The organism is Streptomyces fodineus (assembly GCF_001735805.1).
Lineage (GTDB): Bacteria > Actinomycetota > Actinomycetes > Streptomycetales > Streptomycetaceae > Streptomyces > Streptomyces fodineus.
Window position 1 is genome coordinate 6,078,516 of sequence record NZ_CP017248.1, and the last position, 26,204, is coordinate 6,104,719.

The following is a 26,204-nucleotide window of genomic DNA, read 5'->3' on the forward strand; positions in this document are numbered from 1 at the left end:
GCGCCGGGGGCGCGTGGGCTCCCTTCACGCTCCCGTCAACCTCGATGTGAGAGTTCCATTTTGAGAGTTCCAATGCAACTCTAAGTGCATCATTAGTTGCACCGCGCAACGCGACGTCCATGGGAGGGAGTTGGTGTGGGGTACAACGAGGCCAGTCCACCGAGGCAATCGTGGGATCTCCCGTTCACGGCAGAACCTGAGGAAGTAGCGACTCTTCGCCGTCTCATGCGTCTTCACCTGGGGCTGTGGGGACTGGAAGATGTGGTGGAGGCGGCACAACTGTGCGTGAGCGAGCTCGTGACCAACGTCATCACGCATGTGGGCCTCGGAACCCCGACCACGCTCGCCGTTTCCATGAACGGCACCTACGTGCGGATCGAGGTACGCGACCCGGACACCCGCGCTTTGCCCACCTTGCTTGACGCGGGCATTGGCTCTGAAAGCGGCCGTGGAATGAGGCTTGTTGCGTCCATCGCTGCGCGCTGGGGTGTTGAGCTCCGAGCCCATCAGAAGGTGACGTGGTGTGAGCTCTCTACCGCGCCGGTCATGCCCTGCCCTGTGAACGACAGCCCACGCCTGAGCAGAGCGGAGGGATTGCTGGACCTCTACAAGGCCGAACAGTCGCCACGTGCGGCGAGTGCCGAGGGACACAGGCTGAGACTGGCCTGCGCGGAGGAGACAGCGATCAACATCATCGCCGACCTCCTCCACTGGCTTCACGCTCACGGCCGCGATGCAGACGATGTGCTGGACCGGGCTCAAGCGCACTTTGAGGCAGGGACTGACGTCCCGGCGTAACAGGCGTCCGCACTTTCATCCGCTGGAGATAGCGGCCGAGTACGACCACACATCGGCGGGGAGTTCATGCTGCAGATCCCAGGTGATCACCATGGGCTTGCTGCCGGTGTGCTTCACGTAGGTGGCTGGGCCGAGCAGCATCCAAGGCTCGGACTTGCCGATGCTGTTGCGCTTGTAGCGGCGTAGGAACAGCAGGACATGGCTGCCCTGCTGGGCATGCCGCTGATAGCGCAGCCCCGTTGCGGAGTTCTCCGGCGTGGTGCTCTGCGACTCCCAGTGGAAGCGGGTGGGGCTGAGTGCGTAGTCCCTGTAGCGGACCGTAGGTGAGAAGTCCCGCTCGTCCTTCTCCAGGGTGATGAGCAGCGCGTCCGTCTTTATCTCTTCGATCCAACGCACCCCTTGGCCGAAGTCTCTCGGCATCTGTCCACCCAACTGTGCCACTCCCAGGGCCGCAAGGATCTCGGAGCGGTTGTAGGCGCTGTGGACCTTCAGCGGGATGTGGCTGAGCGAACCGTCCAGAGGGATGGGAAAGTGGTCGGCTTCGGCGAGGATGTAGGACAGGACCTGTCGAAGTTCGTCTCGGACTAGCTGCTGGGTGCGCAGTGATTCAAGCCCCTGCTGGTAGCTGCTGAAGCCGCCGGCGTTGTCCCACAGGTTGAAAAAGAGCATGCGGGCGTACGTCTGGTCCTTGGGCGACAACGAGTCGTAGTCGGGCCCGTTCTCTTCGAGAAGGCGAAGGTAGGCCTGGACCCGCTCGGGGTCGTCTACGTGGAGGAACGCGTGAACGCGTTTGAGGAGGTCTGCTTCACCCGTCGGAGCAGCCTCCGCGATGAACCCTGCCTTGCGTAGCACCTTGGTCCATGAGTTGCCGCTCTTGTAAAGCTCCCTGATCTCGCGACGGCTCTCGCGCAGGTAGTCCGCCAACCTGGGAGTGCTGTAGCTCCTGGCCTCTTTCGCGAGCGTCGTGATGGTGGCCTTGAGCTGGGTGCGGATGTTGTCGAGGACAAGGTCCTTGGACTTACCCTCCAGGATGATCTGGCAACCGGAAGGCAGCTGGGGGAAGTCGCGCTCGATGCTGTCGACCAAGCGGTTGCGAGACAGGTTGGTCAGCGCTCGGAACTGCTCCTCGAAGCGGAACTCCGCACGGTGCTGACCGATGAAGTCGAGCACCGTCAGCACTGGCTTGTTCGGGGTACGGCGCAGTCCGCGCCCGAGCTGCTGGAGGAACACCGTCGCGCTGCTCGTAGGTCGCAGCAGGAGCAGGGTATCGACATCCGGGACGTCGAGTCCCTCGTTGAAGAGGTCGACGGAGAAGATCGCCTGGATGCGTCCGGCTTTGAGATCCTCCAGCGTGCGTTCACGTACGGCGGGAGCCGAGTCGCTGTCGAGGGCCTCGGCCTTGAAACCTGCCTCGCGGAAGCACCTGGCCATGAAGTGCGCATGCGCCTTGGTTACGCAGAAACCGAGGGCGCGCATAGAGCCCGGATGAGCGATCTTGTCCTTGACCTGCTTGATGACGATGCGAGCCCGAGCGTGGTCGCCCGTGTAGAGATTGCCAAGTTCGTCTCGGTCGTAGGTGCCCGATCGCCAGTCAAGGTGGGTCAGATCGGTGCCGTCTGGGAGTCCGAAGTAGTGAAAGGGGCAGAGTAGGTCGTTCTCGAGTGCTTCCCAGAGCCGTAGCTCGGCGGCGATGCGCCCGCTGAAGAACTCGTCCTGCACGTTAAGCCCGTCCATCCGCTCCGGGGTCGCCGTGAGGCCGAGGAGTTCGGTTGGTCTGAAGTGCTCGATCACGCGTCGGTACGTGTTCGCCGTTGCATGGTGGAACTCGTCGATGACGATGACGTCGAAGTGCTCGGGATCGAACTGCTCCAGGCGTTGGAGGTTGAGCGATTGGACGCTGGCGAAGACGTGCGTCCAATCGCGGGGCTCTTGACCGTTGTAAAGCAACTCGCCGAACGATGCGTTGTCCAAAACCTCACGATACGTCCGCAACGACTGCCTCAGGATCTCCTTGCGATGGGCGACGAAGAGCAGCCGCGGGAGCGCTCCGCCGAACTTGTCACGCAGGTTCCGATAGTCCAGGGCCGCCATGACGGTCTTGCCGGTGCCGGTAGCCGCGACTAGGAGATTCTGACGACGGCCGCGGATCTCACGCTCGACACGGAGGCGCTCCAGCATGTCCTTCTGGTGCGGGAGCGGATGCACTTCCAATCCGGACAGGCTGATCTTGAGCTCGCCGGCCGACCCGGTACCGCCCGCCTGAGCCAGCGCCTCCGCAAGTCGCTCGCCGTCGCGGACGGGGTCGTACGTCTCGAATGCCGCGTCGGCCCAGTAGGCGTCGAAGGTTGCCTCAAACTTGTCGAGCACCCTGGGAGTGGCGACCGACGACAGCCGTACATTCCATTCCAGGCCGTCGAGCAGTGCGGCCTTCGACAGGTTGGAGCTGCCCACGTAGGCCGTGTCGAAGCCGGTGTTGCGCCGGAACAGCCATGCCTTGGCGTGCAGGCGCGTGGACCGGACTTCGTAGTTGACCTTCACCTCGGCACCGAACTCACGGACTAGGCGGTCCAAGGCGTAACGATCGGTGGCGCCGATATAGGTGGTCGTGATGACCCGGATCGGTACTCCCCGCTCCCGCGCCGCGCGCAGTGAGTCTTCGAGGACCCGTATGCCATACCACTTCACGAACGCGCAGAGCAGGTCAATGCGGTCCGCAGTGGCCAGCTCCGCTCGCAACTCTGCGCCCAGGCTGGGGTCGTCTGGTGCGTTGGTGATCAACGCCGTCTCGGACAGAGGTGTGAGCGGGCGAATGGCGTAGACACCTGGCGCTTCACGCTCGGCAAGTGCGAGCAGTTGCCGAGGACCGTCAGCGATGGCGCCGCCCATCTCGTCCATGTCTGGATCTGGAGCGCTGGCGGCCAGCGAGCACATGATCTGGTTGGCGAGGGCGACCTGCTTCTCGTGGGGCAGTTGGCTCAGTTTGAGCCTCACGGCCTCACCGATGTGGCGGGCCAGCACATGCGGGGTGGACTCTTCACTGACCTCTGCATCGATGGCCTTCCAGCCCTGTGCGTCCAACTGCCTCATCTGCGCCTGCAAGCGGTGGGTAACGAGCTGCTCGTACACACCCGAGACGGGCTGTGACAGATCCCCTGGTTGAGTCACGCGGGTCCCCCCTTGATCCCTAGACCGCATGACCAGTTGTAACAGGGACCACCGACAAGCCGTGGCAACTTACCGACGCTGCTCAACTCGATCGCACACCGGCAGCGAATCGGTCAAACAGTGAAATGCCCACATCCGTCCTCTGGGGAAGCCGCACAAAGGTCCGGACGTGGAGCCGAACGTCTTGTGTCTGTGCCCCAACTGTCATGTGCGACTTGATATCGGTGCCATCGTCATAGACGACGAATGGTCGATCATCGTGCGGGCTGGGGCCTTGGGCGGGAACCTTCGGCCGAAGCTCAAGAGGCACCGGAAGCACAAGATTCACTTGGACTACATTCGCTACCACCGTGAGTGGTGGCTGAGCCGGGTTGGCCCCGACGCGGAATAGAGCGGCTGGCACCCATGGCCCTTCGGGCCGCCCTTGACCCGGGCCGTTCCAGCACGGGGAAGAAGCGAGCGGGCGGCCCGGGGCCTGGGGCCGGTGCTATGCGCCGTGGCATGCCTCATAGGTCTGGGGCGTGCCGCACCAGCACTCCGCCCCCCTCTGCGGCGGCCAAGCCACCGCCCGCCCCCGCGCCGCCAAGGTCGTCGCATACTGCGGCAGCAGGGTCGCGTCGGTCGGCGACGATCCCTCCGACGCCGCGAACGCCTCGTACGACGGGACCGTGCCCGTCACGATGCCCAGGTTGGCCGTGCCGGAGGAGGACAGCTCGCGCAGAGAGGACTCTATGGTCGCGAGGTGGGTCTCGTGGGACGGGTACTCCGTGGTGAGGGTCGGGTAGGCCGAGAGGAGTTCGGTCAGCTCACCCGCCGGCCAGTGCAACACCGCCACCGGGAACGGGCGGGAGAGGGCCTCTCTGTAGGCGCCCAGTTCGGCCTGGAGGCGGGTGATTTCCGCCAGGAGTTCGGCCGGGTTGTCCGAGCCCAGGGACCAGACCCGTTTCGGGTCGTGGAGTTCGTCCAGCGACACCGGGGACGTGTGGAGCGTGTCGGCCAGTGTGTCCCAGTCGTCGTGCGCCAGGCCCAGCATGCGGCGGACGCGGTGGCGGCCGTAGAGGAGGGGGTGGGTGGAGGGGGTGGGGTCCGTGCCCTCCGGCAGGAGCAGGGTCGCCGCCTCCGTGAAGGTCTCCGACGCCGCCTCCAGCTCGTCGTGCGACTCCAGGGACTCCGCGATGATCACCCAGGGCGCCGGGTCGCGCGGGGCGGTCAGCCGGATGCCCTCGATGATCGCCCTTGCCTCGGCCTCGTGGCCGTACTCCCAGAGGTTGGATGCCTTGAGGGCGCGGATCAGGGCGGGATTCTCCAGGCCGTCCGAAGAAGACAGCAGGCGGTCGTAGAGCGTGGTCGCGGCGGGGCGGTCGCCTGACAGTTCCAGGTGGGCCGCTGCCGTCAGAAGCAGGGCCTCGGCGTCCTCGGGATACAGTCCCGCGGTCCGCTCCAGGCGTGCCGCTTCGGCGGTGTGGTCGACGTTCTCGGCAGGCGTGTCGGGGCGCATGGGGGACACCGTACTGCCGAGCGGTGGAGGATCGGCGTAAGTGCTGGCCAGAGGGCCAGAGGGGGAGGGGGCAGGGGGCAAGGAGCGGGGGGCAGAGGGTCAGGGGCCGGGGGTTCCGATCCCGTCGGGGAGCGAGACGCCTTGTGGCTATGGCCAGTTGCACGCGCTGCGCCTACCCTGCGGGCGGCTCCCGGGGAGGTGGGTGCGGATGCTCGTGGCGTCGGGCGTGCGGGTCGTAGGGCACGGTGACCGGCGCAGGCGTGCCCGGCGCCGGCGTGTGCTGTGGGGCGGGGGCGAGGTGCTCGTCACCGTCGGGGTGCTGCTCATGCTGCTGGTCGTGCACCAGCTGTGGTGGACCAACCGGGAGGCCCGGCGCGGTGCCGAGCGGCAGGTGGAGGCGCTGGAGCGGGAGTGGGAGAGTGGCACCGGCACCGGCACGGGCAACGACGCCGGCACCGGCTCCGGCTCCGGTATCGGTCTTGGATCCGCGTCGCCTACGGCTTCCACGACGGCCCCGGACTCGTCCCAGTCCCGGGCGCCGCAGCGGTCGTACACCCCCGTCTCGCTGCCCCGGCAGTCCCAGGCGTACGCCGTCCTCACCATCCCCCGGCTGGGGCTGCGCGTTCCCGTCGCGGAGGGCGTGAGCAAGGCGGACGTCCTGAACAAGGGGTACGTCGGCCACTACCGAGGGACCCAACAGCCCGGCCAGGCGGGCAACTTCGCGCTCGCCGGGCACCGGAACACGCACGGCGAGCCCTTCCGGTATCTGCCCCGGCTGCGGCGCGGGGACGACATCGAGGTGGAGACGCGGACGGCGACGTACACGTACGACGTCGACCAGATCCTGCCGCAGACCTCGGCGACGGACTCGGGGGTCATCCGGGCCGTGCCGCGTTCTCTCGTGCGGCCGTCCTACGGGTACGACACACCCGGTTACTACATCACCCTGACCACCTGCACCCCCGAGTTCACCTCGCGCTACCGGATGGTGGTCTGGGGCAAGCTCGTGTCCATGCGGCCCCGCTAGGCCCCTAGGCCCTGTCCGCCCGCTCCCGCGGCACCACCACGCTCACCGCCCCCACCGCCGCCAGGCCCGCGGACACCAGCAGGGCGATGTTCGCGCCCTGGGCCAGGGTGTGGGACGAGGTGGCGAGGGCGATGGTCAGGGCCACGCCGGCGCAGGAGCCGATGTAGCGGAAGGTCTGCTGGGCGCCGGAGCCCATCGCGGCGCGTTCGCGCGGGACCGACTCGACGGCCAGCAGCGGCAGCGCGCCGTTGAGCAGGCCGCTGCCCACACCGCCGATGATCAGGCCCGGCAGGAGACGGGTCCAGGAGCCGGAGGCGAGCGCGCCGAGCATGGTCAGGACAGCGATGGTGTGCAGGGCGAAGCCGATGGCCAGTTGCGCGCGCGGGGCGATGCGGCCGGCCAGGTGCTTGACCTGGAGGGCGACCGTGAAGCTCAGGCCGGACCAGAGCAGGAACAGCCAGGCCGTCTGCATCGGGGACAGCCGGAGCGTCTGCTGGAGCAGGGCCGGCAGGAAGCTGAACGTGCCGATCACCGCGAGGCCGGTGAACAGGCCGCCGGCCGAGGAGGCCAGGAAGCGGGCGTGGCGCAGCAGGCCGAGGTCGATCATCGGCGTGCCGGTGCGGTGTTCCACGGCGGCGAAGAGCGCGATCAGGAGGACGGCGGCGGCCAGCAGCAGTCCCACCGGTGCGCGCAGCCAGCCGTCCCGGCCCAGGGTCAGGGCCGCGACCAGGGCGACCAGGGCCAGGCCGAAGGTCAGGGCGCCGAGGATGTCCGGCCGGCCGCCGCGCGGGGCGCGGGACTCGGCCAGTGTGCGGGTGCCCAGCGCGGCCAGGAGAACGGCGGCGGCGCCCAGGACGCCGTACGCCACCCGCCAGGTCGGCAGCGCGCCCGCGACCAGCGGGCCCACCGCGATGCCGCCGCTGACGAAGGCGCCCCACACGCCGGTCGCGTGCAGCCGGCCGCGCGGGGAGGGGAAGGCCGCCACCAGCAGGCCGAGGCTGCTCGCCAGGATGGCGGCGCTCGCGGCTCCCTGGGCGATGCGGGCGAGGGTGAACTGCCAGGTCGACGTGGTGAAGGCGCCGAGGGCGGTGGTGAGGCCGAGGGCCAGGGTGCCGGCGAGGAAGATCCGGCGGCGGCCGTAGTCGTCGGCGAGGCTGCCGGCGACCAGCAGGAGGGCGGCGAGGCCGAGCGGGGTGCCGTTCAGCAGCCAGGCCTGGCCGGAGAGCGGGGTGTGCAGGGCGGCCGCGGTGTCCGGCAGCGTGACCATCGGGGCCGTGTACGTCATCAGCGCCACGGCGGTGGCCGCGCTGGTCAGGGCGAGGGTGGCCCGGGGGCGTGCGGGGGCGTCCCGGGCGGTCGTGCCGTGTACGGCAGTGGTGGCGGGGGCGGTGGCGGAGTCGAGCCCGGTCATGGCAGGTCCTGTCCCTCCGGGACGTGAAGGTTCGGTTCGTTCATTGAACCGAGCTGTCCCCGTCACCGTAACACCGTCGGTTCGGTCACTGAACCAAGGGGTCGGAAAGTGACTACAGTGGAGGGCATGGCACTGGGCAAGGACTACGCGACACAGGAGTGCTCGATCGCCCGCGCGCTCGAGATCGTCGGCGAGCGCTGGACGCTGCTCGTCGTCCGGGACGCGCTGTACGGCGTGCGGCGGTACAACGACTTCCTGGTCCACCTCGGCATCCCGCGCGCCGTCCTGGCCGCCCGGCTGCAGACCCTGACCGCCGAGGGCATCCTCGAAAAGCGCCGCTACCAGCAGTCGCCGCCGCGCGACGAGTACGTCCCCACCGAGCGCGGCATCGCCCTGTGGCCCACCCTGCGCGCCCTCGGCCTGTGGGGGCGCGAGCACTTCGGCGAGACGCAGTTGCGGTACTTCCGGCACGCGGACTGCGGCACCGAACTGGGGCCGTACGGCGAATGTCCCGTCTGCCGGACCGTCGTACCGATCGGGGACGTCGTCATGGAACCGGGCCCCGGCCTCGACCACGACCCGGCGGACCCGGTCAGCAGGGCCCTGCTGAAGCCGAAGCGGCTGCTGGAGCCGCTGGAGCCGGAACCCGCCTGACCGTGCCGCTCAGGAGACGGGCGAGCCGTCGCCCCTGAGCAGGTCGATGCCCATCTCGTCGGTCGCGTCCGACCGGCCGCCCAGCCGGTGGACGACCACCCACCGGCCGTCCGCCATCGCCCCGGCGAAGACCGAGGCGTGGCGGGTCGCGCCGTTGTGCCAGTGGAGCGGGCCGGCCGTCTGCCACGAGGGAGCGGGGTCCCCCAGCCGGCGCTCGATCACCAGCCGGACGAGCAGATCGGCGACCGCGCGCGGGGTGGCCCACAGCCCGCCCGCCGGAAGGATCGCCCCGTCCATGGTCCAGGGCCTGCGGTCCCTGCCGAACAGCCCCGGGGAGAGCAGACGCCGGCCCGCGTCGGGACGTGCGCTCACCTCCTGGACGTCCAGCGGCCCGAGGACATGCTCGGCGAGCAGCTCCTCGTACGCCGTACCGGCCGTGCTCACCAGCGCCGCGCCCAGCACGGCGTATCCGAGATTGGAGTACTCCTCCTGCTGTCCCGGCGGCCGGACCACGACCTGGTCCAGCCGGCCGAGCAGCCGGTGCAGGGCGGCGGCGTCGAACGCGGCGTACGGATCGCGGACCGTGGTGCCGGGTGGCAGGCGGGGCAGCCCGGAGGTGTGCTCGGCCAGGTGCCGCAGGGTGATGCCGGTGCGCGGGGCGGTGGGGAGCCGGCGTTCGAGGGGGTCGTCGACGTCGAGCAGGCCCGCGGCGGCCATGCGCATGAGCGCCGTACCGGTGAGCACCTTGGTGAACGAGCCGATCTCGACGAACCGGTCCACCGCGTGACCGTCAGCGACGCGTGCGGCAGACGTGCCGGTCAGGACACAGGTGGGGGTGCGCGGCACGTCGGGTCCCTTCGGGTGCGGCAGGCGCTGGCGGCGGGACCCGTCGGCCCCCGGCACATTGTCCGTCAGGGGCGCGGCGGCGCGAGCGGGTTTCGGTCATCACCGGCCGCTGCGCTGGGTGTTCTCGCCGGTCAGGTATAAAGGGCGGGAAGGCGTTGGCAGTTGTGACCGTGGGGGAGGTGAGTCAAGTGGTCGGCACACTCGCGCGGTCGCGTGCGCTCACCCCGCTGCTGCTCGTGCTGCTGCCGGTCATGCTGCTCGACACCGGCACTCTCTCCGCGACCGTGGCGCTCGCCGCGACCACGGCGGCCGGTGCCGCGTTCGCCGCCTGCGCGCTGATCGCCGCCCGCTCCGCGCCCGCCGTCCCGCCCACCCGGGTGCGTACGGCGATCCGCGACCGGGCCCGGCGTACGGCCTTCCTGCCGCAGCGCGATCCCGACGCGCCCGGCCGGCGCCGGCCCAGGGCACCCGGGCAGGCCCTTCCGGCGACCGCCGCGTAGGGCACGTCTCTCCTTTTGCACGCGTGACCCCGCGCGGGTCGTCATGCCGTTCTGCTCCCTCAGCACGCTTCCGGCACGACGAGACCCCCGGAGGGCTCACCCATGTCCGTCTTCTCCGTCTTCGCCCGCCTGGTCGAGCACCTCGCCGACCTGCTCCAGCCGCTCTGCCACGCCTCCGCGGCCGCCGCCGCGATCGTCCTGTTCACCGCGCTCGTACGACTCCTCGTCCACCCCCTGTCCCGTGCCGCCGCCCGCGGCCAGCGGGCCCGCGCCGCACTCCAGCCGAAAATCGCCGAGCTGCGCGAGAAGCACGCCAAGGACCCGCAGCGACTGCAGAAGGCGGTGCTGGAACTGCACGCCGAGGAACAGGTCTCGCCGCTCTCCGGCTGCCTGCCCAGCCTGTTCCAGCTGCCCGCCTTCTTCCTCCTCTACCACCTCTTCTCCAGCTCCACGATCGGCGGCGAGACCAACGGCCTGCTCGGCCACCGGCTGTTCGCGGCGCCGCTCGGCGGGAAGTGGGCCGACGCACTCGGCGACGGCGGGATCTTCGGCGGCGCCGGACTGGTGTACCTCGGCCTCTTCGCGCTCGTCGCGGCCGTCGCCGCCTTCAACTACCGGCGGACCAAGCGGACGATGGCGGACAACCCGGTCGCGGTGAGCGCCGGGGGCGGGGAGCGGGTGCCGGGGCTCGGGGCGGTCGGCAAGGTCATGCCGTTCATGTCCTTCTTCACGCTCGTCACCGTGGCCGTCGTACCGCTCGCCGCCGCGTTGTACGTCGTCACCAGCACGGCCTGGAGCGCGGTGGAGCGGGCCGCGCTGTACCGGTAGCAGGCCGCGGTTACGGTCCAGTACGTGAACAGGGTCTTGCGGAGTGGAAGGCCCGCTTGGAGGATCGACCAGTCCTCCGATGGCTGCACACATCGGTCGGGCGCCCCGCGATCGAGGGAGATTGTGACCATGAAGCTGCTGCGAGTCGGTACGGCAGGGGCCGAGCGGCCCGCGCTGCTCGAAGCCGACGGGACCCTCCGCGACCTGTCGGGCATCGTGGACGACATCGACGGCGCGCTCCTCGCCGACCAGGCCGCGCTCGGCCGGGTACGGGCCGCCGCCGAGGCCGGTGAGCTGCCGGCGCTGGACGCGACGGGGCTGCGGATCGGCCCGCCTCTCGGCCGCATCGGCAAGATCGTGTGCATCGGGCTCAACTACCACGACCACGCCCGCGAGACGGGCACCGAGCCGCCCGCCGAGCCGGTGGTCTTCTTCAAGGCACCGGACACGGTCGTCGGGCCGAACGACACCGTGCTCGTCCCCCGCGGGTCGCGCAAGACCGACTGGGAGGTGGAGCTGGCCGTCGTCATCGGGCGTACGGCTCGCTACCTCGGGTCCGCCGAGGAGGGGCTGGCGCAGGTCGCCGGGTACGCGGTGGCGCACGACGTGTCCGAGCGGGAGTTCCAGATCGAGCGCGGTGGCACCTGGGACAAGGGGAAGAACTGCGAGACGTTCAACCCGCTGGGGCCGTGGCTGGTGACGGCCGACGAGGTGCCGGATCCGCAGGACCTTTCGCTGAAACTGTGGGTCAACGGGGAGTTGAAGCAGGACGGTACGACGGCCGAGCAGATCTTTCCCGTGGGGGAGGTCGTGCGGTACGTCAGCCAGTTCATGACGCTGTACCCCGGGGACGTCATCAACACGGGGACGCCGGCGGGGGTGGCCATGGGGCAGCCTGAGCCCAAGCCGTATCTGCGGGCCGGGGACGTGGTCGAGCTGGAGATCGCCGGGCTCGGCCGTCAGCGGCAGGAACTCAAGGACGCCTGACGCGCAAAGGCCTGAGCTCCCCGCCCGGTTCCGCCCCGCCATCGAGGCGTCGTGCTTGCCAACCGGCCGTTACGGAGGCAAGCATGGCGCCGGTGCCGGCATTGCCGAAGGGTGGGGGGATGGCCGCGACGGGACCTGACGAGACCTCGACGACCGGCCGCAGAGGAGTCGGGCCGTCCCAGTGGGTGGCGGCTTCGCTCGTGACCCTCGCCGCGGGCGCGGCCATGGTCGTGTTCTTCACCACCGACGTATGCGACCAGCAGCTGGCTGCGAACGGGAGCGTCGTCAGGGTGTGCCGGCACCCGCAGATGACGGACCCTCCGATGGTCGTCCTCGGTCTCGTGATTCTGGTGCTCCTGGGTGTCTTCTTCTCCGAGGTCTCCGGATTCGGAATCACGCTGAAGCGCCAGGTGGAGGAAGCCCGCAGTACCGCGCAGGAGGCCATCCGCGAGACGCGGCAGGTCGAGGCGCGGCATCAGGAGACGGCGGACGATCTGGCCGACGGGGTGCGGGAGGCGCTGAGCAGGGCGCAGCCGGCCGGCCCCGCCGTCGTGCCGGCGTCGGCCGACCCTGTCGACCAGTTGGCGGCACGCTACAACGAGATCCGGTGGACCATGTCCAGCGGGCAGGCGAGGACACAGGCGATGTCCGACGTGGTGGACGACATGATCCGTCTGCTGCGGGGCGCCCGGGACTTCGACGTCGAGAGTCATCTCCGCAGCGAAGACCGTGGGATGCGCCTGGCCGCCGCCGCGTACCTGTACGCCAATCCGGATCCGGCGTGGGGACGCCGGCTCGCCGAGGCGGCGGTGTCGGAGGACAAACCGTTCAACGAGTACTGGGCGCTCAAGGCGCTGCGCGAGGTGTTCAGGGGCAACTGCGAGTTCCTGGACGAGGAGACCAGGGGCCTGCTCGAACGCCGCAAGCACGAGTTGCTCCCGGGCAACGACCGCGCCAAGCAGATCGCGAACCTGCTCCGCGACTGCCCGGCGCGGCGCGGCGGCCGGGCTGCCGCCTGAGCCGCAGTCCTAGTCCAGGACGGAGGCCAGGCGGCGCCATTCCTCCCGCGGCAGGGCGTCCCTGTGGGCCTCGGCGGTGATCAGCTGGAGAGCCACGTGGTCCGCGCCCGCCTCGTGGAAGGTGTTGATCCGCTCCCGGATGCGGCGGTCGTCGCCCCAGGCGAAGACCGCGTCGACGAGGCGGTCGCTGCCGCCGTCGGCCAGATCGGCCTCGGTGAAGCCGTGGCGGAGGAAGTTGTTGGTGTAGTTCGGCAGCGCGAGGTACATCGCGAGGGTGTCGCGGGCCAGGGAGCGGGCGCGGGACGGGTCGGTCTCCAGGACCACCTTCAGCTCCGGGGCGAGCAGCGGGCCCTCGCCGAGGATCTCGCGGGCGTGCGCGGTGTGCTGGGGGGTGACCAGGTACGGCACCGCGCCCGCCGCCCGGTCGCGGGCCAGCTCCAGGGTCTTCGGGCCGAGGGCGGCCAGCACCCGGCGGTCCGCGGGTACGCCCGCCGTGTCCAGGGTGTCGAGATAGGTGACCAGGGCCGAGTACGGGCGGCGGTATTGGTCGGCGAGCTTGGCGTGGCTCACGCCCAGGCCGAGCAGGAAACGGCCGGGGTGGGCCGCCTCGACCTCGGCGAAGGCGGCCGCGCTCGTCTCGGCGTCGTACTGCCAGATGCTCTGGATGCTGGTGCCGACGGTGAGGCGGTCGGTCGCCTCCAGGAGGGGTACGGCGTGCCGGGCGGCACTGCTGCCGCCCAGCCACACGGCGCCGAAGCCGAGTTCCTCCAACTCGGCCGCCGCCTCGCCCAGTTCGCCGCGCCGGGACGGGTCCTCCGCGCGCAGGCCGACGCTCCAGATGCCGTACCGGCCGATCCTGTCCTTCACGGTGCTCACGGTGCTCATGGGGCTGTCCCTCCGGGTGGGGCCGTGACGATCATGTCTGCAGCCATTCCCAACCGGAGGGGTCCCCCACGTAATCCCGGTGGGTGTCACACCTTCAGAAACTGCTCCAATGCCTCGACGACGAACCTGTGGTCCTGGAGCTGGGGCAGGCCGGAGACGGTCACGGTGCCGATGACGCCCGCGTTCTCGACGCGGATCGGGAACGAGCCGCCGTGCGCCGCGTAGGTGTCGGGGTCCAGGCGGGAGGAGTCCTCGAACGTGCTGCCCTTGGCGCGGAAGCGGGCGCCGACCAGGTAGGAGGAGGCGCCGTAGCGCTCCACCACCCGGCGCTTGCGGGCGATCCAGGCGTCGTTGTCCGGGGTGGAGCCCGGCAGGGCCGCGTGGAAGAGCTGCTGGCCGGCGCGGTGGATGTCGATGGCGACCGGGGCCTGGCGCTCCCGGGCCAGCTCGACCAGGAGCGAGCCGAGGGCCCAGGCGTCGTCGTAGGTGAACCGCCGGAAGACCAGGCGGCGTTCCTGTGCCTCCAACTCCTCGACGGACGGGGTGAGTTCGGGGGTGGTCCTGGGGGTGATCTGCGGGTGGGGGTGCTGGCCGTGCTGGTGCTGCTGGTGTGGCATCAGAGGGTCACCGTCATCTTGTCCCGGGCGGAGCGGCGGGCCGCTTCCAGTACGTCGAGGGCGGCGGCCGCCTCCAGGGCGGTCACCGGGTTGGGGCCGGCGCCGGTCAGGGCGCGGGCGACGGCCGTGTAGTAGGCGGGGTAGTCGCCGGGCAGGGTCGGTACGGCGGTGCCGCCGCCGGTCAGCGGGGACTCGCCGGATCCGATACGGCCCCACAGGGACTCCGGTTCGGCGCCCCACCGGGGGCCGGGGCGCAGGCCCTCGCGCAGGGCCGCCTCCTGCGGGTCGAGGCCGTACTTCACATAGCCCGCCTGCGAGCCCAGCACCCGGAAGCGGGGGCCGAGCTGGGCGGCCGTCGCGGAGACGTAGAGGTGGGAGCGGACGCCGCCGGCGTGGGTGAGGGCGAGGAAGGTGTCGTCGTCGGTCTCGGCGCCGGGGCGGCGGACGACCGTCTCGGCGTACACCTCGGTGACCGGGCCGAAGAGGACCAGGGCCTGGTCGACGACGTGGCTGCCGAGGTCGTAGAGCAGACCTCCGATCTCTGCCGGGTCGCCGGACTCGCGCCAGCCGCCCTTGGGCTGGGGCCGCCAGCGCTCGAAACGGGACTCGAAGCGCCATACGTCGCCCAGGTCGCCCTGGGAGATCAGCTTGCTCAGGGTCAGGAAGTCGTTGTCCCAGCGGCGGTTCTGGAAGACGGACAGCAGCAGGCCGCGCTGCTCGGCGAGGGCGGCGAGGTCGCGGGCCTCGGCGGCGGTGCCGGCGAGCGGCTTGTCGACGACGACCGGCAGGCCGGCCTTGAGGGCGGTGGTGGCCAGCGGGACGTGCGTCCTGTTCGGGGACGCGATGACGATCAGGTCCAGGTCGCCGGCGCGGTCGAACAGCTCCTCGGGGGTGACGGCCGTGCGGACGTCCGGGAACTCGGACCGGGCCTGCTCCTGCCGCCCGGGGTCGGAGGTGACCACGGTGTCCAGGGCGAGGCCCTCGGTGGCGGCGATCAGCGGGGCGTGGAAGACGGAGCCGGCGAGGCCGTAGCCGATCAGGCCGACGCGGAGAGGGGGAGCGGGAGTCATGGGGCCAGTCAGGGGTCCAGCCAGGGGTCCAGTCATGGGTCCGGTCATGGGGCTACTTTCGCAACGCTGTTGCTAAAGTGCAAGTGGTGGGGACAATGGGTGGCGTGAACAGGACGAGAACGGGGATGCCGTCGGGGTCGGGACCGGGGCCGGGCAGCGGCGGGCCCGCGGGCGCGAATCTGGGCGTGGTGCGGTCGCACAACACCGCGCTGGTGCTGGGGCTGCTGCGGGACGCCGGGGCGGAGGGCCTCAGCCGGCTCGAACTGGCCGAGCGGACCGGGCTCACCCCGCAGGCCGTCAGCAAGATCACCGGGCGGCTGCGGGAGGAGGGGCTCGCGGCGGAGGCCGGCCGGCGGGCGTCGACGGGGGGCAAGCCGCCGACCGTGCTGCGGCTGGTGCCGGAGGCGGGGCATGCGGTGGGGGTGCATCTGGACCGGGACGAGCTGCGGGTGGTGCTGGTCGACCTGGACGGGGCCGTGGCGGCGCAGCGGCGGACGGAGCTGGATCTGGGGGCTGGGGCGGAGGCCGTGCTCCAGGTGGTCGCCCGGGCGGTGGAGGGGCTGGTGGCGGACGGCCTGGGCCACGGGGACGCGGGGCCGGCCGGGGGCGGGACGCTGCTCGGGGTGGGCGTGGCGTTGCCGGGGCCGCTCGATCATGCGCGGGGGGTGCTGCACCGGGTCACCGGTTTCCCCGAGTGGGACGGGTTTCCGCTGCGGGACGCGCTCGGGGAGCGGTTGGGGGTGCCGGTGGTGGTGGACAAGGACACCAACGCCGCGGCGCTCGGGCTGTCGGTGGCGGGCGAGGGGGGATCCGGATCCTTCGCGTATCTGCATCTCGGTACCGGGCTCGGTGCCGGTCTGGTGATCGGCGGGCGGGTGCACCGGGGGGCGCGGACCGGGGCGGGGGAGTTCGGGCACCAGGTGATCCAGCTGGACGGGCCGCCCTGCGAGTGCGGGAACCAGGGGTGTGTGGAGGTGCTGTGCCTGTCGGCCGTGGGGCGGGGGGCGGCCGGGGAGGCGGCGCGGGTGCTGGGGGTGGGGGCGGCGAATCTGGTGGGGCTGCTGGACATCGACGCGGTGCTGCTCGGGGGACGCACTGTCGCGGGGGCGCCGGGGGTGTTCGTGCGGGGCGTCGGGGAGGTGCTGGAGGCTCGGGCTCGGCGGGAGGGGGTGCTGGGCGGGGTGGTGCCGGTTCGGCTTGCCGCGGGCGGGGAACGGCTGGTGGCCGAGGGGGCCGCGCAGTTGCTGCTGGCGCCGGTGTTCGGGCGGGGGGATGCGTGACGCTGCGCTGTGCCGGGTGCCGGGTGCCGGGTGCCGGGTGCCGGGTGCCGGGTGCCGGTGCTGGGTGCCGGTGCTGGTATGAGTGCCCTGTGCTGGTGCCGGGCGGGGGCGGGGTCGCTTACCGGCGCTGACAGGGTGCCGCTGCGCCCACCCGTGCCGCCCCAGCGGCACGACTGCCCGCAGCTGTGCGGGTGTCAGGGGTACGACTGCCCGCAGCTATGCGGGTGTCAGGGGTACGACTGCCCGCAGCTGTGCGGGTGTCAGGGGTACGACTGCCCGCAGCTGTGCGGGTGTCAGGGGTACGACTGCCCGCAGCTATGCGGGTGCCAGGGGTACGACTGCCCGCAGCTGCGCGGGTTCGACGGCGGCTGCCGGGTGGCCGCCCCCCAGCGGCACGATTGCCCGCAGCTGCGGCGGCGCCATGGAGGCCGGCGGTGGTGCAGTTCCCCAGGGGCGCGGGGAACTGCGCGAACGGCCACGGCGATCCCGCGGACGGAAACGGTCCCCGGACCCAACGGCGCTCGCCTGTGCTGAGCCCGCCGATCGGGTGGAGTCCCGTCCCGTACCGGCGTGGCGGCCGCCCGCGCCCCCGTGCGACCGGCATGGTCATGTGTTCATGCGACTGTGCACACCCCTGTCCCTCTGCGTCGCCGCAGCCGCCGCCAGCGCCACCGTCATCGTCCCCGTGCCGGCGGCCGCCGCCCGCGCCGACGCGCCGCCGCCCGCCTGTGTCGGCGCGGACGCGCGGGCCTTCCCGCTGGCCACCCGGATCCGCGGCGGCCCGAGCTCCTACGAGGCGGGCGGCGGATACGGCACCTGGTACATCGACCTGACCAACAAGACCCGGCAGACCTGCACCGGCGTCCACCCGTTGATCGTCCTCGTCGACGACAAGCGCGCGCTGCAGCCGGACCAGCCCCAGATGGACTTCTACGAAGGCTCCCAGCCCCGGCCGGTCACCTTCGAGAGCACCGACGAGCAGGAGCTGATCGGTGTGCTGGACGGCGCCGGGTTCGGCGGGTTCGCCGTACCGGCCGGCCGGACCGTCAGCGTCAAGGTCAGACTCGCGCTCCCCTCCACCGCCCCGCTCGAACAGGTCACCGCCAACGCCGCCGTCGTCCAGCGCCGGGGCGAGGACGGGGACTGGGTCGGGGAGTCCAACGCGTACCGGTTCGGGATCACCCAGGACGGTGTGGTGCCGGCGCCGGTTCCGGATCCGGAGGCCACCCAGGCGAACGTCGGGCCCAGCCCGTCCGGCAGCGCGCAGGCCACGTCCGGTACCGGCAGCGCCGCTCCCGTCGCCACGTCCGGTACCGGCAGCGCCGCTGCCGCCGCCACGTCCACCCCCGGCTCCTCCCTGCCGTTCGCCGCGGGGCCGGAGGGCGCGGCGGAGCGGGCCCGTGAGCTGGCCCGGACCGGACCCGGCCTCGCCCACGGGCTGCTCACGGCCACCGCCGCGCTGCTCGTGGTCTGCGGCGGCGCGCTGCTGCTGTCCCGCAGACGCCCGCTGTCCCGCAGCCGCCGCTGAACCGGGGGCCGTAGCACCGAACACGCCCCCGTCTGCGACGATCCCTGCGTGGACTACCCGAACGACCAGGCCCCCGGCGCCCCCGTCCGCTCCGGCATTCCCGAGCACGGGCGTATCCCCAAGTACTACGCGGTGAAGGCGCGGATCGCCGCCCTGCTGGACGAACTGGGCGAGGGCAGCGTCATCCCCACCGAGCGGGATCTCGCCGAGCGGTACGACGTCGCCCGGGAGACCGTGCGGCAGGCCGTACGGGAGCTGGTGCTGGAGGGACGGCTGAGGCGAAAGGGGCGCGGCACCGTCGTCGCCGGGCCGAAGCTCGCCCAGCCGCTGTCCCTCGCCAGCTACACCGAGGGCGTGCGGCGGCAGGGCCGTACCCCCGGTCGTACGCTCGTCACGCTCGACCGCTTCCCCTGCCCGCAGGCCCTCGCCGCCGAGACCGGGCTCACCCGGGGCGAACCCGTCTGGCACCTGGAGCGGGTGCTGCTCGCCGACGAGGAGCGGGTCGGTCTGGAGAGCACCTACGTCGCCGTCGAGCGGGTGCCGGGGCTGGACGCCGACTTCGACCCCGACTCCTCCTTCTACGGCTACCTCGCCGCCCAGGGCATCTCCTTCGGTGACGCCGACGAGCGCATCGAGACCGTGCTGGCCACGCCCCGCGAAGCCCTGCTCATCGGCACCCCGCCCGCCCTGCCGATGCTGCTCATCCACCGTCTCTCCCGGGACACGGAGGGCCGGCCGCTGGAGCGGGTGCGCTCGCTGTACCGGGGAGACCGGTTCTCCTTCACCACCCACCTCAAGGGCTGAAAAACACCGATATCGACCCCCACGCTCATATCACGGAAAGATAACGGGTCTAGCCCAAACGTGATGGGTCGTTCACGCTCTCGTTGTCAGCCGGACCCTTCCGGTTCCCCGATCGCGAGGAGCGTTGCCGTCGTGAAAGTGACAGTCGTCGGAGCAGGCGTGGTGGGCACCATGCACGCCTGGCACGCAGTCCAGCGCGGCCACCAGGTCGTCCAGATCGAGCGCGAGGCCGAGGCGCGCGGCGCCTCGCTGCGCAACTTCGGGCAGATCTGGGTCAGTGGCCGCGCCGGAGGAGAAGAGCTGGAGACCGCGCTGCGGGCGCGGGAACTGTGGGAGGGGATCGGCGGCCGGGTGCCCGCGCTGGGCTTCCGGGCCAACGGGTCCCTGACCCCCGTGCGCGGCCCCCTGGAGCTCGCCGTCGCCGAGGCCGCCGTGGCCCGCCCGGACGCCGCGGCCCGCGGGTACAAGCTGCTGAGCCCGAGCGAGGCCCGCGCACTCAACCCGGCCCTGCGGGGCGACTTCACCGCCGCCCTGTACTGCGAGCGGGACGCGGCCGTCGAGCCACGCACCGCCCAACTCGCCCTGCGCGCCGAGCTGCTGACGTCCCCGAACTACACCTTCCTGCCGGGACGGGAGGTGCGCGAGGTGACCGGCGCCGGCACCGTCCGCGACGACCACGGCGACGTGCACCGGGCCGACGCGGTCGTCCTGTGCACCGGCGCCTGGCTCGGCGGACTGGTCCGCGAACTCGCCGGACCCGAGCTGCCCGTGCGCCGCGTCCGCCTGCAGATGATGCAGACCGACCCGCTGGGCGAGCCGCTGCCGACCTCCGTCGCCGACGCCGACAGCTTCCGCTACTACCCGGCCTACTCCTCCCCGGCGCTGGACGAGCTCAACGCCCTTCAGCCGCAGCCGGAGACCGCCGCCGCGCACCGGATGCAGCTGCTCATGGTGCAGCGCGCCGACGGCGGCCTGACCATCGGCGACACCCACGAGTACGAGCACCCCTTCGCCTTCGACACCGTCGAGGAGCCGTACGAGCACCTGACCGGCGTCGTCGAGTCCCTGCTCGGCCGTCCGCTGCCGCGCATCCGCCGCCGCTGGGCCGGTGTGTACGCGCAGTGCACCGAGCCCGGCCGGGTGGTGCACCGGCAGCAGGTGCGCGAGGGGGTGTGGCTGGTCACCGGGCCCGGCGGGCGCGGCATGACCTGCGCCCCCGCGATAGCCGAGACCACCGCGAACGAACTGGGCTGGTGAGCACCATGACCAACACTGTGGAGAACATCCGTCTCGTCGTCCTCGACATGGCCGGCACCACCGTCGCCGACGGCGGACTGGTCGAGCGCGCCTTCGAGACGGCCGCCACCGAGCTCGGCGTGGAACCCGGCTCCGCCGAGCACGCCGACCACCTCGCATACGTCCGCGCCACCATGGGCGAGTCCAAGATCTCCGTCTTCCGGCACCTGTTCGGCGACGAGAGTCGCGCCCAGCGCGCCAACACCGCGTTCGAGAAGGCGTACGGCGGTCTCGTCGACGCCGGGCTGATCGCGCCCGTCCCCGGGGCCCGCGAGGCCATCGAGGAACTCGCCGGCAGCGGCCGTACCGTCGTGCTGACCACCGGCTTCGCCCGGGGCACCCAGGACGCCATCCTCGCCGCCCTCGGCTGGCGGGACCTGGTGCCGCTCACCCTGTGCCCGGCCGACGCGGGCGGGCGCGGACGGCCGTACCCGGACATGGTCCTGGAGGCCTTCGTGCGTACCAAGGCCGCCGACGACGTGACGCAGGTCGCCGTCGTCGGGGACACCTCCTACGACGTGCTCAGCGGGGTGCGGGCCGGGGCCGGGCTGGTCGCCGGGGTGCGCACCGGCGCCCACGGCGACGAGGCGTTCCGCGCCGCCGGTGCCACGCACGTCCTCGACTCCGTCGCCGGCCTGCCCGCCCTGCTGTCGGGAGCGCGCTGACATGGGCATCCGCTTCGACTCCGTCACCGTCGCCTATGACGGCAACGTCGTGCTCGACTCCCTCGACCTCACCGTCGAGCCCGGCGAGGTCATGGCGCTGCTCGGGCCGTCCGGCTCCGGCAAGACCACCGCGCTGCGGGCGGTCGCCGGATTCGTACGGCCCGTGTCCGGGCGGGTGCTCCTCGGCGGCCGGGACGTGACGGACCTGCCGCCGTACCGGCGCGGCATCGGGATGGTCGTGCAGAGTTACGCGCTCTTCCCGCACATGCGGGTGGACGAGAACGTGGCCTTCGGGCTCCGGGCCCGCAGGACGGTCAGGAGCGAGATACGGCAGCGGGTCGCCGAGGCGCTGGAGATGACCGGCATGGCCGCCTACGCCCGCCGGCATCCGCGCGAGCTGTCCGGCGGCCAGCAGCAGCGGGTCGCCATCGCCCGCGCGCTCGCCATCCGGCCGGACGTCCTGCTCCTCGACGAGCCGCTGTCCGCGCTGGACGCCCGGCTGCGGTCCGGGATGCTGGCCGAACTGGCCCGGCTGCACCGGGAGTTGCCGGACATGTCGATGCTGTACGTCACCCATGACCAGGTCGAGGCGCTGACCTTGGCCGACCGGATCGCGGTGATGGACGCGGCGCGGCTGCGCGCCTGCGGGACGCCGAGGGAGCTGTACCGGGCGCCCACCGATGAGTTCACGGCGTCTTTCGTGGGCGGTGCGAACCTCCTGCCGGTGACCGTGCGGTCCGGGGGAGCCGAGTTCGCGGGGACGCAGGTCGAGGTCGACACGGCGGGTGTGGCCGCGGGGGCGCGGGCCACGTTGTGTGTACGGCCGCATGTCGTCGGGCTGGGACAGGGGCCCAACCAACTCGTGGGTGTCGTACGGGAGATCCAGTGGCGGGGGGCCACGCATCGGCTGTACGTCGAGGTCGACGGGCATACGGTCATGGCGGACCTGCGTGAACTGAAGGACCCGCCGGCGTACGGGGACGACATCAGTCTGCACTTCGCGGCCGAGGACGCGGTGTTGCTGCCCGCGGGAGCCGGCCATGAGTAGGCGGCTGATGTGGGCCCTTCCTCCCCTGACCCTCCTCGCCCTCTTCTTCCTCTACCCCCTCGCCCTCGTCGTCCAGCAGTCCTTCCGGCCGGACAGCGGTGGCACCTCCCTCCAGCCCTACACCGGCGTCTTCGCCTCCGAGGGCTTCCGCAACGCGCTGTGGACCACCGTGTGGCTGGCGCTGGCCTCCACCGCCGGATGCCTGGTCCTGGGCTTCCTGCTGGCGCTGGTCATCGCGTTCGTGCCGTTCCCGGGGGCGAGGGCGGTGGCGCGGTTCATCGATGTGTACCTGTCCTTCCCGTCCTTCCTGATCACGCTGGCGCTGCTGTTCATCTACGGCACGACCGGCATCATCGGTTCCTTCCAGTTCCTCACCACGCCCTGGGGCGTGCTGCTGGCGGAGGTCACCTACTTCACGCCGTTCGTGATGCGGCCGCTGCTCGCCGCGTTCTCGCAGCTGGACACCGCGCAGCTGGAGGTGGCCGGTTCGCTGGGCGCCCGGGCGCCGCGGATCGTACGGCGGGTGATCCTGCCCGAGGCGCTGCCCGCGCTCGCGGCCGGCGGGAGTCTCGTCCTGGTGCTGTGTCTCAACGAGTTCGGGATCGTGCTGTTCACCGGCGCGAAGGGGGTCACCACCCTGCCGATGCTCGTCTACAGCAAGGCGATCCTGGAGTCCGACTATCCGGGCGCGTGTGTGGTCGCCGTCGTCAACGTCCTGATCTCCGTGGGGCTGTACGGCCTCTACCGGGTGGTGAGCCGTCGTGCTGGTGCATAGCCGAGGGGCCAGGTGGGCCGTGTGGGCGGTGTTCCTCGTCCTCTTCGTGCCGCTGTTCGCGCTGCCCCTCCTCGTCGTGCTCGGTGCCTCCTTCGCCACCCACTGGTCCGGTGTCCTGCCCTCGGGGGCGACCACCGCCAACTACCGCGCGGCGACCCGCGGCGAGGCGCTGCAGGCCCTGACCACCAGCCTGCTCACGGCCACCGCCGCCAGCCTGCTCGCGCTGGCCGTCGGGACCTGGGCCGCGCTGGCCGCGGCGAGCCTGAAGAAGCGGTACCGCAGACTCATGGACGCGCTGTTCGTGCTGCCGGTCGCCGTGCCGTCGGTCGTCGTGGGACTGTCGGTCCTCGTGGCCTTCTCCAAGCCGCCGATGCTGCTCAACGGCACCCGGTGGATCGTGATCCTCGCCCACACCGTGCTGGTCACCGCCTTCGCCTACCAGTCCGTGTCGGCGGCCCTCACCCGCCTCGACCCCGCCTACGAACAGGCCGCCGCCTCCCTCGGCGCCCGGCCCGCCCACGTCCTGTGGCGGGTCCGCCTCCCCCTCCTCCTGCCCTCACTGACCGCCTCGGCCGGCCTCTGCTTCGCCCTGTCGATGGGCGAGCTGAGCGCCACGATGATGCTCTATCCGCCCGACTGGACCCCGCTGCCCGTCCTCATCTACGCGGCCACCGACCGCGGCGCCCTGTTCACCGGCTCCGCCGTCGCCATGGTGCTCATGGCCGCGACCCTGCTCGTCCTGTTCGCCGTCTCCCGGGTCCGCACCCGGGCGTCGTACCGCTGACCCCACCCCCCTCGATCTCCCTAGACACGCCAGGAGTTGGCCTCGCCATGCCCAGAAACCGCGTCCCGCTCGCCATAGCCCTCGCCCTGCTCACCACCCCGCTCCTGTCCGCCTGCGGCGGCTCCTCCGCCGCCTCCGACGCCAAGGTCGTCACCGTCTACAGCGCCGACGGCCTCAAGGGCGAGAACGGCGAAGGCTGGTACGACAAGGTCTTCGCCGACTTCACCCGGCAGACCGGCATCAAGGTCAAGTACGTCGAGGGAGGCTCGGGCGAGCTGGTGCAGCGCGCCGTCCGCGAGAGGTCCAACCCGCAGGCCGACGTGCTGGTCACCCTGCCGCCCTTCATCCAGCAGGCGGACGGCAAGGGCCTGCTGCAGAAGTACGAGCCGAAGGACTCCGACCAGGTCAGCGGCGGGGACAAGGCCGCGGACGGCACCTGGACCTCCGTCGTCGACAACTACTTCGGGTTCGTCTACAACAAGAAGGAGCTGAAGCAGGCTCCGAAGACCTGGGACGAGTTGCTCGACGGCAAGTACAAGAACAAGCTGCAGTACTCCACCCCGGGCGTCGCCGGCGACGGTACGGCCGTCCTCATCAAGGCCATCCACGACTTCGGCGGCAAGGACCAGGCCCTCGCCTACCTCAAGAAGCTCCAGGCCAACAACGTCGGCCCGTCCGCGTCCACCGGCAAGCTCGCGCCCAAGGTCGACAAGGGCGAACTGCTGGTGGCCAACGGGGACGTCCAGATGAACTACGCCCAGTCCAAGGACATGCCGGGCCTCGGCATCTGGTTCCCGGCCGGCAAGGACGGCAAGCCCACCACCTTCGCCCTGCCGTACGCGGCCGGCCTGGTCACCAAGGCCCCGCACAGCGAGAACGGCAGGAAGCTGCTCGACTTCATGCTCGCCCAGAAGCAGCAGCAGGAGGTCAGCGGCATCGGCGGCGGCTTCGCCGCCCGCCAGGACGTCAAGGCCACCGACACCAACGCCATCGCCCTCACCAAGCTGATGGACGGCGTCGGCCTCTTCGAGCCGGACTGGAACGACATCAACAAGAACCTCACGTCGTACGTCGAGGACTGGAAGTCGGCGACGGGGAGCTGACCGCCCTGGTACCGGTGATCGACGGGGTACGGATCACACAGGTCTGACTAGGCTGGGGGGCGTCGGTACGCCGTGGTTCCGGCGCCCCCACGCTTTTCTTGACCGTACGCACGCCAGGAGACGCACAGCATGGCAGACCGCAAGCCCATCGAGTCATGGCTCACCGACATGGACGGCGTCCTGATCCACGAGGGCGTCCCGATCCCCGGCGCCGAGGCCTTCCTGAAGAAGCTGCGTGAGTCCGGGCGGCCCTTCCTGGTGCTCACCAACAATTCCATCTACACCGCCCGTGATCTGCACGCCCGGCTGCGCCGGATGGGCCTGGACGTGCCGGTGGAGAACATCTGGACCTCGGCGCTCGCCACCGCCCAGTTCCTGGACGACCAGCGGCCCGGCGGCACCGCCTATGTGATCGGCGAGGCGGGCCTGACCACGGCGCTGCACGACATCGGCTACATCCTCACCGACCACGAACCCGACTTCGTGATACTGGGCGAGACCCGCACCTACTCCTTCGAGGCCCTGACGAAGGCCGTGCGGCTGATCAACGACGGTGCCCGGTTCATCGCCACCAACCCCGACAACGTCGGCCCGTCCACCGAGGGCGACCTGCCCGCCACCGGCTCGGTCGCCGCCCTGATCACCGCCGCGACCGGCAAGAAGCCGTACTTCGTCGGCAAGCCCAACCCGCTGATGATGCGGGCCGGCCTGAACGCCATCGGCGCCCACTCCGAGACCTCCGCGATGATCGGCGACCGCATGGACACCGACGTCCTCGCGGGCCTGGAGGCCGGAATGCGCACCTTCCTGGTGCTCAGCGGCGTCACCCAGCCCGACGTCGTCGACGACTACCCGTTCCGTCCCTCGCGGGTCGTCGACTCCATCGCGGATCTGGTGGACCTCGTCTGACCAGGGGTTTCAAACCTCTGTCCACCCGTTTGGAGCAGCCGGGCGCCCTCCGAGGATGCGGGGGCGCCCGGGGCGGGGGAGCCTCCTGGTACTGGAGGTTCACGATGGGCTCACTACGCCTCACGCTCTGTACCGGATTCCTGGCCGTCGCCGCGCTCACCCCGGCGGCCCACGCGGCCGACGGCGGCTCCGTCTCCGTGACCCCCGCCTCCCCGGCGCCCGGCGCCGACGTGGCCCTGCGGGTCCGCGGCTGCCCCGGGCAGCAGGGCACCGCCGTCTCGAACGCGTTCGTCTCCGACGCCCGGCTGACCGGCGGCCAAGACAGCCTCTTGGGTGAGACCCGGGTCCGCTCCTCGCTCAAGCCGGGCGGGTACGACGTCAGGATCACCTGCGCCGACTACGTGATCAGCGGAAGGATCACGGTGGTCGACGGGGGGACCGGGGCCGGACAGGGAGCCGGGCAAGGAGCCGGGCAGGGAGCCGGGCAGTCGGGGCGGCAGGATCCCGGGCAGCAGCCCACCGGCGCCGCCTCGCCCGTCGCCCCCGTCCCCGCGGGCGGCGGCGGTACCGCGCACTTCGCCACGGTCGCCACCACCGAGTCCGGCCCCGACACCGTCCAGTCGGTGACCGGCCTGGTCCTCGCCGGGATCGCGGCGGCCGCCGTCGGGCTGCGCGCCCGCCGGAGCCGCGGCGAGCGCTGAAGACGG

The 26,204-nt window shown here is 71.2% G+C and carries 26 protein-coding genes; 19 read left to right on the forward strand and 7 right to left on the reverse strand.

Annotated features, from left to right (window positions below; translation table 11 throughout):
- Window positions 1-135 precede the first annotated feature (135 nt).
- Window positions 136-798: an ATP-binding protein gene (locus BFF78_RS26105; RefSeq protein ID WP_069780620.1), complete on the forward strand. Its 663-nt coding sequence runs from the start codon at window positions 136-138 to the stop codon at window positions 796-798.
- Between the two features lie 15 nt (window positions 799-813).
- On the opposite strand, the gene BFF78_RS26110 is transcribed toward BFF78_RS26105, so the two are convergent.
- Window positions 814-3,993, reverse strand: coding sequence for a DEAD/DEAH box helicase (locus BFF78_RS26110; RefSeq protein ID WP_069780621.1), 3,180 nt, complete (start codon window positions 3,991-3,993; stop codon window positions 814-816).
- Window positions 3,994-4,096: 103 nt separating this feature from the next.
- Between BFF78_RS26110 and BFF78_RS49775 the strand changes: the two genes are divergently transcribed.
- The gene (locus BFF78_RS49775; protein ID WP_107440879.1) at window positions 4,097-4,354 is read left to right on the forward strand and encodes an HNH endonuclease; all 258 of its coding nucleotides are present in this window, start codon (window positions 4,097-4,099) and stop codon (window positions 4,352-4,354) included.
- Between the two features lie 96 nt (window positions 4,355-4,450).
- Here the strand turns inward: BFF78_RS49775 and BFF78_RS26120 are convergent, their stop codons facing one another.
- Entirely contained in the window at window positions 4,451-5,461 is a 1,011-nt protein-coding gene (locus BFF78_RS26120; protein WP_069780623.1) for a tetratricopeptide repeat protein, read from the reverse strand.
- A gap of 208 nt (window positions 5,462-5,669) precedes the next feature.
- Here BFF78_RS26120 and BFF78_RS26125 point away from each other — a divergent pair, with 208 nt between their 5' ends.
- The gene (locus tag BFF78_RS26125) at window positions 5,670-6,488 is read left to right on the forward strand and encodes a class E sortase (protein WP_069780624.1); all 819 of its coding nucleotides are present in this window, start codon (window positions 5,670-5,672) and stop codon (window positions 6,486-6,488) included.
- A gap of 4 nt (window positions 6,489-6,492) precedes the next feature.
- Here BFF78_RS26125 and BFF78_RS26130 read toward each other — a convergent pair whose 3' ends face one another.
- A complete protein-coding gene (locus tag BFF78_RS26130) occupies window positions 6,493-7,899 on the reverse strand; it encodes an MFS transporter (protein WP_069780625.1) in 1,407 nt (468 codons plus the stop codon).
- A 126-nt stretch (window positions 7,900-8,025) separates the two neighbouring features.
- Here BFF78_RS26130 and BFF78_RS26135 point away from each other — a divergent pair, with 126 nt between their 5' ends.
- Entirely contained in the window at window positions 8,026-8,553 is a 528-nt protein-coding gene (locus BFF78_RS26135) for a winged helix-turn-helix transcriptional regulator (RefSeq protein WP_069780626.1), read from the forward strand.
- Window positions 8,554-8,562: 9 nt separating this feature from the next.
- Here BFF78_RS26135 and BFF78_RS26140 read toward each other — a convergent pair whose 3' ends face one another.
- The gene (locus tag BFF78_RS26140; protein WP_069783819.1) at window positions 8,563-9,399 is read right to left on the reverse strand and encodes a serine hydrolase domain-containing protein; all 837 of its coding nucleotides are present in this window, start codon (window positions 9,397-9,399) and stop codon (window positions 8,563-8,565) included.
- A gap of 188 nt (window positions 9,400-9,587) precedes the next feature.
- Here BFF78_RS26140 and BFF78_RS26145 point away from each other — a divergent pair, with 188 nt between their 5' ends.
- The 4 genes from BFF78_RS26145 (at window position 9,588) to BFF78_RS26160 (ending at window position 12,733) form a co-directional block, all read left to right on the forward strand.
- The gene (locus BFF78_RS26145) at window positions 9,588-9,899 is read left to right on the forward strand and encodes a DUF6412 domain-containing protein (protein WP_069780627.1); all 312 of its coding nucleotides are present in this window, start codon (window positions 9,588-9,590) and stop codon (window positions 9,897-9,899) included.
- Window positions 9,900-10,001: 102 nt separating this feature from the next.
- Entirely contained in the window at window positions 10,002-10,727 is a 726-nt protein-coding gene (locus BFF78_RS26150) for a YidC/Oxa1 family membrane protein insertase (protein ID WP_069780628.1), read from the forward strand.
- Between the two features lie 129 nt (window positions 10,728-10,856).
- Window positions 10,857-11,714, forward strand: coding sequence for a fumarylacetoacetate hydrolase family protein (locus BFF78_RS26155; RefSeq protein WP_069780629.1), 858 nt, complete (start codon window positions 10,857-10,859; stop codon window positions 11,712-11,714).
- Window positions 11,715-11,833: 119 nt separating this feature from the next.
- Window positions 11,834-12,733: a hypothetical protein gene (locus tag BFF78_RS26160; protein ID WP_159033058.1), complete on the forward strand. Its 900-nt coding sequence runs from the start codon at window positions 11,834-11,836 to the stop codon at window positions 12,731-12,733.
- 9 nt (window positions 12,734-12,742) lie between these two features.
- On the opposite strand, the gene BFF78_RS26165 is transcribed toward BFF78_RS26160, so the two are convergent.
- From BFF78_RS26165 to BFF78_RS26175, 3 genes are all read right to left on the reverse strand, one after another.
- Window positions 12,743-13,618: an LLM class F420-dependent oxidoreductase gene (locus tag BFF78_RS26165; RefSeq protein ID WP_069780631.1), complete on the reverse strand. Its 876-nt coding sequence runs from the start codon at window positions 13,616-13,618 to the stop codon at window positions 12,743-12,745.
- Between the two features lie 86 nt (window positions 13,619-13,704).
- Entirely contained in the window at window positions 13,705-14,235 is a 531-nt protein-coding gene (locus BFF78_RS26170) for a heme-degrading domain-containing protein (protein WP_069780632.1), read from the reverse strand.
- Complete coding sequence (locus BFF78_RS26175; protein WP_069780633.1) at window positions 14,235-15,305, reverse strand: Gfo/Idh/MocA family protein; 1,071 nt, start codon at window positions 15,303-15,305, stop codon at window positions 14,235-14,237. Before BFF78_RS26175 ends, BFF78_RS26170 begins: the two co-directional genes overlap by 1 nt.
- A gap of 125 nt (window positions 15,306-15,430) precedes the next feature.
- Between BFF78_RS26175 and BFF78_RS26180 the strand changes: the two genes are divergently transcribed.
- From BFF78_RS26180 to BFF78_RS26230, 11 genes are all read left to right on the forward strand, one after another.
- Window positions 15,431-16,585 (forward strand): ROK family transcriptional regulator, encoded by a 1,155-nt coding sequence (locus BFF78_RS26180; RefSeq protein ID WP_069780634.1) that lies wholly within the window; start codon window positions 15,431-15,433, stop codon window positions 16,583-16,585.
- Window positions 16,586-17,201: 616 nt separating this feature from the next.
- Window positions 17,202-18,113 (forward strand): hypothetical protein, encoded by a 912-nt coding sequence (locus BFF78_RS26185; RefSeq protein WP_335755361.1) that lies wholly within the window; start codon window positions 17,202-17,204, stop codon window positions 18,111-18,113.
- A gap of 48 nt (window positions 18,114-18,161) precedes the next feature.
- Complete coding sequence (locus tag BFF78_RS26190; RefSeq protein ID WP_069780636.1) at window positions 18,162-18,917, forward strand: GntR family transcriptional regulator; 756 nt, start codon at window positions 18,162-18,164, stop codon at window positions 18,915-18,917.
- Between the two features lie 132 nt (window positions 18,918-19,049).
- Window positions 19,050-20,174 (forward strand): TIGR03364 family FAD-dependent oxidoreductase, encoded by a 1,125-nt coding sequence (locus BFF78_RS26195; protein ID WP_069780637.1) that lies wholly within the window; start codon window positions 19,050-19,052, stop codon window positions 20,172-20,174.
- A 5-nt stretch (window positions 20,175-20,179) separates the two neighbouring features.
- Window positions 20,180-20,878: a phosphonatase-like hydrolase gene (locus BFF78_RS26200; protein WP_069783820.1), complete on the forward strand. Its 699-nt coding sequence runs from the start codon at window positions 20,180-20,182 to the stop codon at window positions 20,876-20,878.
- A 1-nt stretch (window position 20,879) separates the two neighbouring features.
- On the forward strand, window positions 20,880-21,926 hold the full coding sequence (locus tag BFF78_RS26205; RefSeq protein WP_069780638.1) for an ABC transporter ATP-binding protein: 1,047 nt from the start codon (window positions 20,880-20,882) through the stop codon (window positions 21,924-21,926).
- On the forward strand, window positions 21,919-22,701 hold the full coding sequence (locus BFF78_RS26210; RefSeq protein ID WP_069780639.1) for a 2-aminoethylphosphonate ABC transporter permease subunit: 783 nt from the start codon (window positions 21,919-21,921) through the stop codon (window positions 22,699-22,701). The genes BFF78_RS26205 and BFF78_RS26210 overlap by 8 nt, the downstream gene beginning before the upstream one ends.
- Window positions 22,688-23,485: an ABC transporter permease gene (locus tag BFF78_RS26215; protein WP_069780640.1), complete on the forward strand. Its 798-nt coding sequence runs from the start codon at window positions 22,688-22,690 to the stop codon at window positions 23,483-23,485. Before BFF78_RS26210 ends, BFF78_RS26215 begins: the two co-directional genes overlap by 14 nt.
- 47 nt (window positions 23,486-23,532) lie before the next feature.
- Window positions 23,533-24,588 (forward strand): 2-aminoethylphosphonate ABC transporter substrate-binding protein, encoded by a 1,056-nt coding sequence (locus BFF78_RS26220; protein WP_069780641.1) that lies wholly within the window; start codon window positions 23,533-23,535, stop codon window positions 24,586-24,588.
- A gap of 129 nt (window positions 24,589-24,717) precedes the next feature.
- Window positions 24,718-25,497 carry an HAD-IIA family hydrolase gene (locus BFF78_RS26225; protein ID WP_069780642.1) on the forward strand — a complete coding sequence of 260 codons (780 nt, stop codon included), beginning with the start codon at window positions 24,718-24,720 and terminating at the stop codon, window positions 25,495-25,497.
- A gap of 104 nt (window positions 25,498-25,601) precedes the next feature.
- On the forward strand, window positions 25,602-26,198 hold the full coding sequence (locus BFF78_RS26230; RefSeq protein ID WP_069780643.1) for a hypothetical protein: 597 nt from the start codon (window positions 25,602-25,604) through the stop codon (window positions 26,196-26,198).
- Window positions 26,199-26,204: the final 6 nt, after the last annotated feature.

What these genes read in the sequence shown, in the direction of transcription:
- BFF78_RS26175 (WP_069780633.1), bottom strand. Translation starts at nt 15,305, where the DNA reads ATGACTCCCGCTCCCCCTCTCCGCGTCGGCCTGATCGGCTACGGCCTC.
- BFF78_RS26125 (WP_069780624.1), top strand. Translation starts at nt 5,670, where the DNA reads ATGCTCGTGGCGTCGGGCGTGCGGGTCGTAGGGCACGGTGACCGGCGC.
- BFF78_RS26225 (WP_069780642.1), top strand. Translation starts at nt 24,718, where the DNA reads ATGGCAGACCGCAAGCCCATCGAGTCATGGCTCACCGACATGGACGGC.
- BFF78_RS26155 (WP_069780629.1), top strand. Translation starts at nt 10,857, where the DNA reads ATGAAGCTGCTGCGAGTCGGTACGGCAGGGGCCGAGCGGCCCGCGCTG.
- BFF78_RS26150 (WP_069780628.1), top strand. Translation starts at nt 10,002, where the DNA reads ATGTCCGTCTTCTCCGTCTTCGCCCGCCTGGTCGAGCACCTCGCCGAC.
- BFF78_RS26220 (WP_069780641.1), top strand. Translation starts at nt 23,533, where the DNA reads ATGCCCAGAAACCGCGTCCCGCTCGCCATAGCCCTCGCCCTGCTCACC.
- BFF78_RS26135 (WP_069780626.1), top strand. Translation starts at nt 8,026, where the DNA reads ATGGCACTGGGCAAGGACTACGCGACACAGGAGTGCTCGATCGCCCGC.
- BFF78_RS26130 (WP_069780625.1), bottom strand. Translation starts at nt 7,899, where the DNA reads ATGACCGGGCTCGACTCCGCCACCGCCCCCGCCACCACTGCCGTACAC.
- BFF78_RS26160 (WP_159033058.1), top strand. Translation starts at nt 11,834, where the DNA reads ATGGCCGCGACGGGACCTGACGAGACCTCGACGACCGGCCGCAGAGGA.
- BFF78_RS26205 (WP_069780638.1), top strand. Translation starts at nt 20,880, where the DNA reads ATGGGCATCCGCTTCGACTCCGTCACCGTCGCCTATGACGGCAACGTC.
- BFF78_RS26185 (WP_335755361.1), top strand. Translation starts at nt 17,202, where the DNA reads ATGCGACTGTGCACACCCCTGTCCCTCTGCGTCGCCGCAGCCGCCGCC.
- BFF78_RS26170 (WP_069780632.1), bottom strand. Translation starts at nt 14,235, where the DNA reads ATGCCACACCAGCAGCACCAGCACGGCCAGCACCCCCACCCGCAGATC.
- BFF78_RS26210 (WP_069780639.1), top strand. Translation starts at nt 21,919, where the DNA reads ATGAGTAGGCGGCTGATGTGGGCCCTTCCTCCCCTGACCCTCCTCGCC.
- BFF78_RS26165 (WP_069780631.1), bottom strand. Translation starts at nt 13,618, where the DNA reads ATGAGCACCGTGAGCACCGTGAAGGACAGGATCGGCCGGTACGGCATC.
- BFF78_RS26230 (WP_069780643.1), top strand. Translation starts at nt 25,602, where the DNA reads ATGGGCTCACTACGCCTCACGCTCTGTACCGGATTCCTGGCCGTCGCC.
- BFF78_RS26200 (WP_069783820.1), top strand. Translation starts at nt 20,180, where the DNA reads ATGACCAACACTGTGGAGAACATCCGTCTCGTCGTCCTCGACATGGCC.
- BFF78_RS26110 (WP_069780621.1), bottom strand. Translation starts at nt 3,993, where the DNA reads ATGCGGTCTAGGGATCAAGGGGGGACCCGCGTGACTCAACCAGGGGAT.
- BFF78_RS26120 (WP_069780623.1), bottom strand. Translation starts at nt 5,461, where the DNA reads ATGCGCCCCGACACGCCTGCCGAGAACGTCGACCACACCGCCGAAGCG.
- BFF78_RS26180 (WP_069780634.1), top strand. Translation starts at nt 15,431, where the DNA reads ATGCCGTCGGGGTCGGGACCGGGGCCGGGCAGCGGCGGGCCCGCGGGC.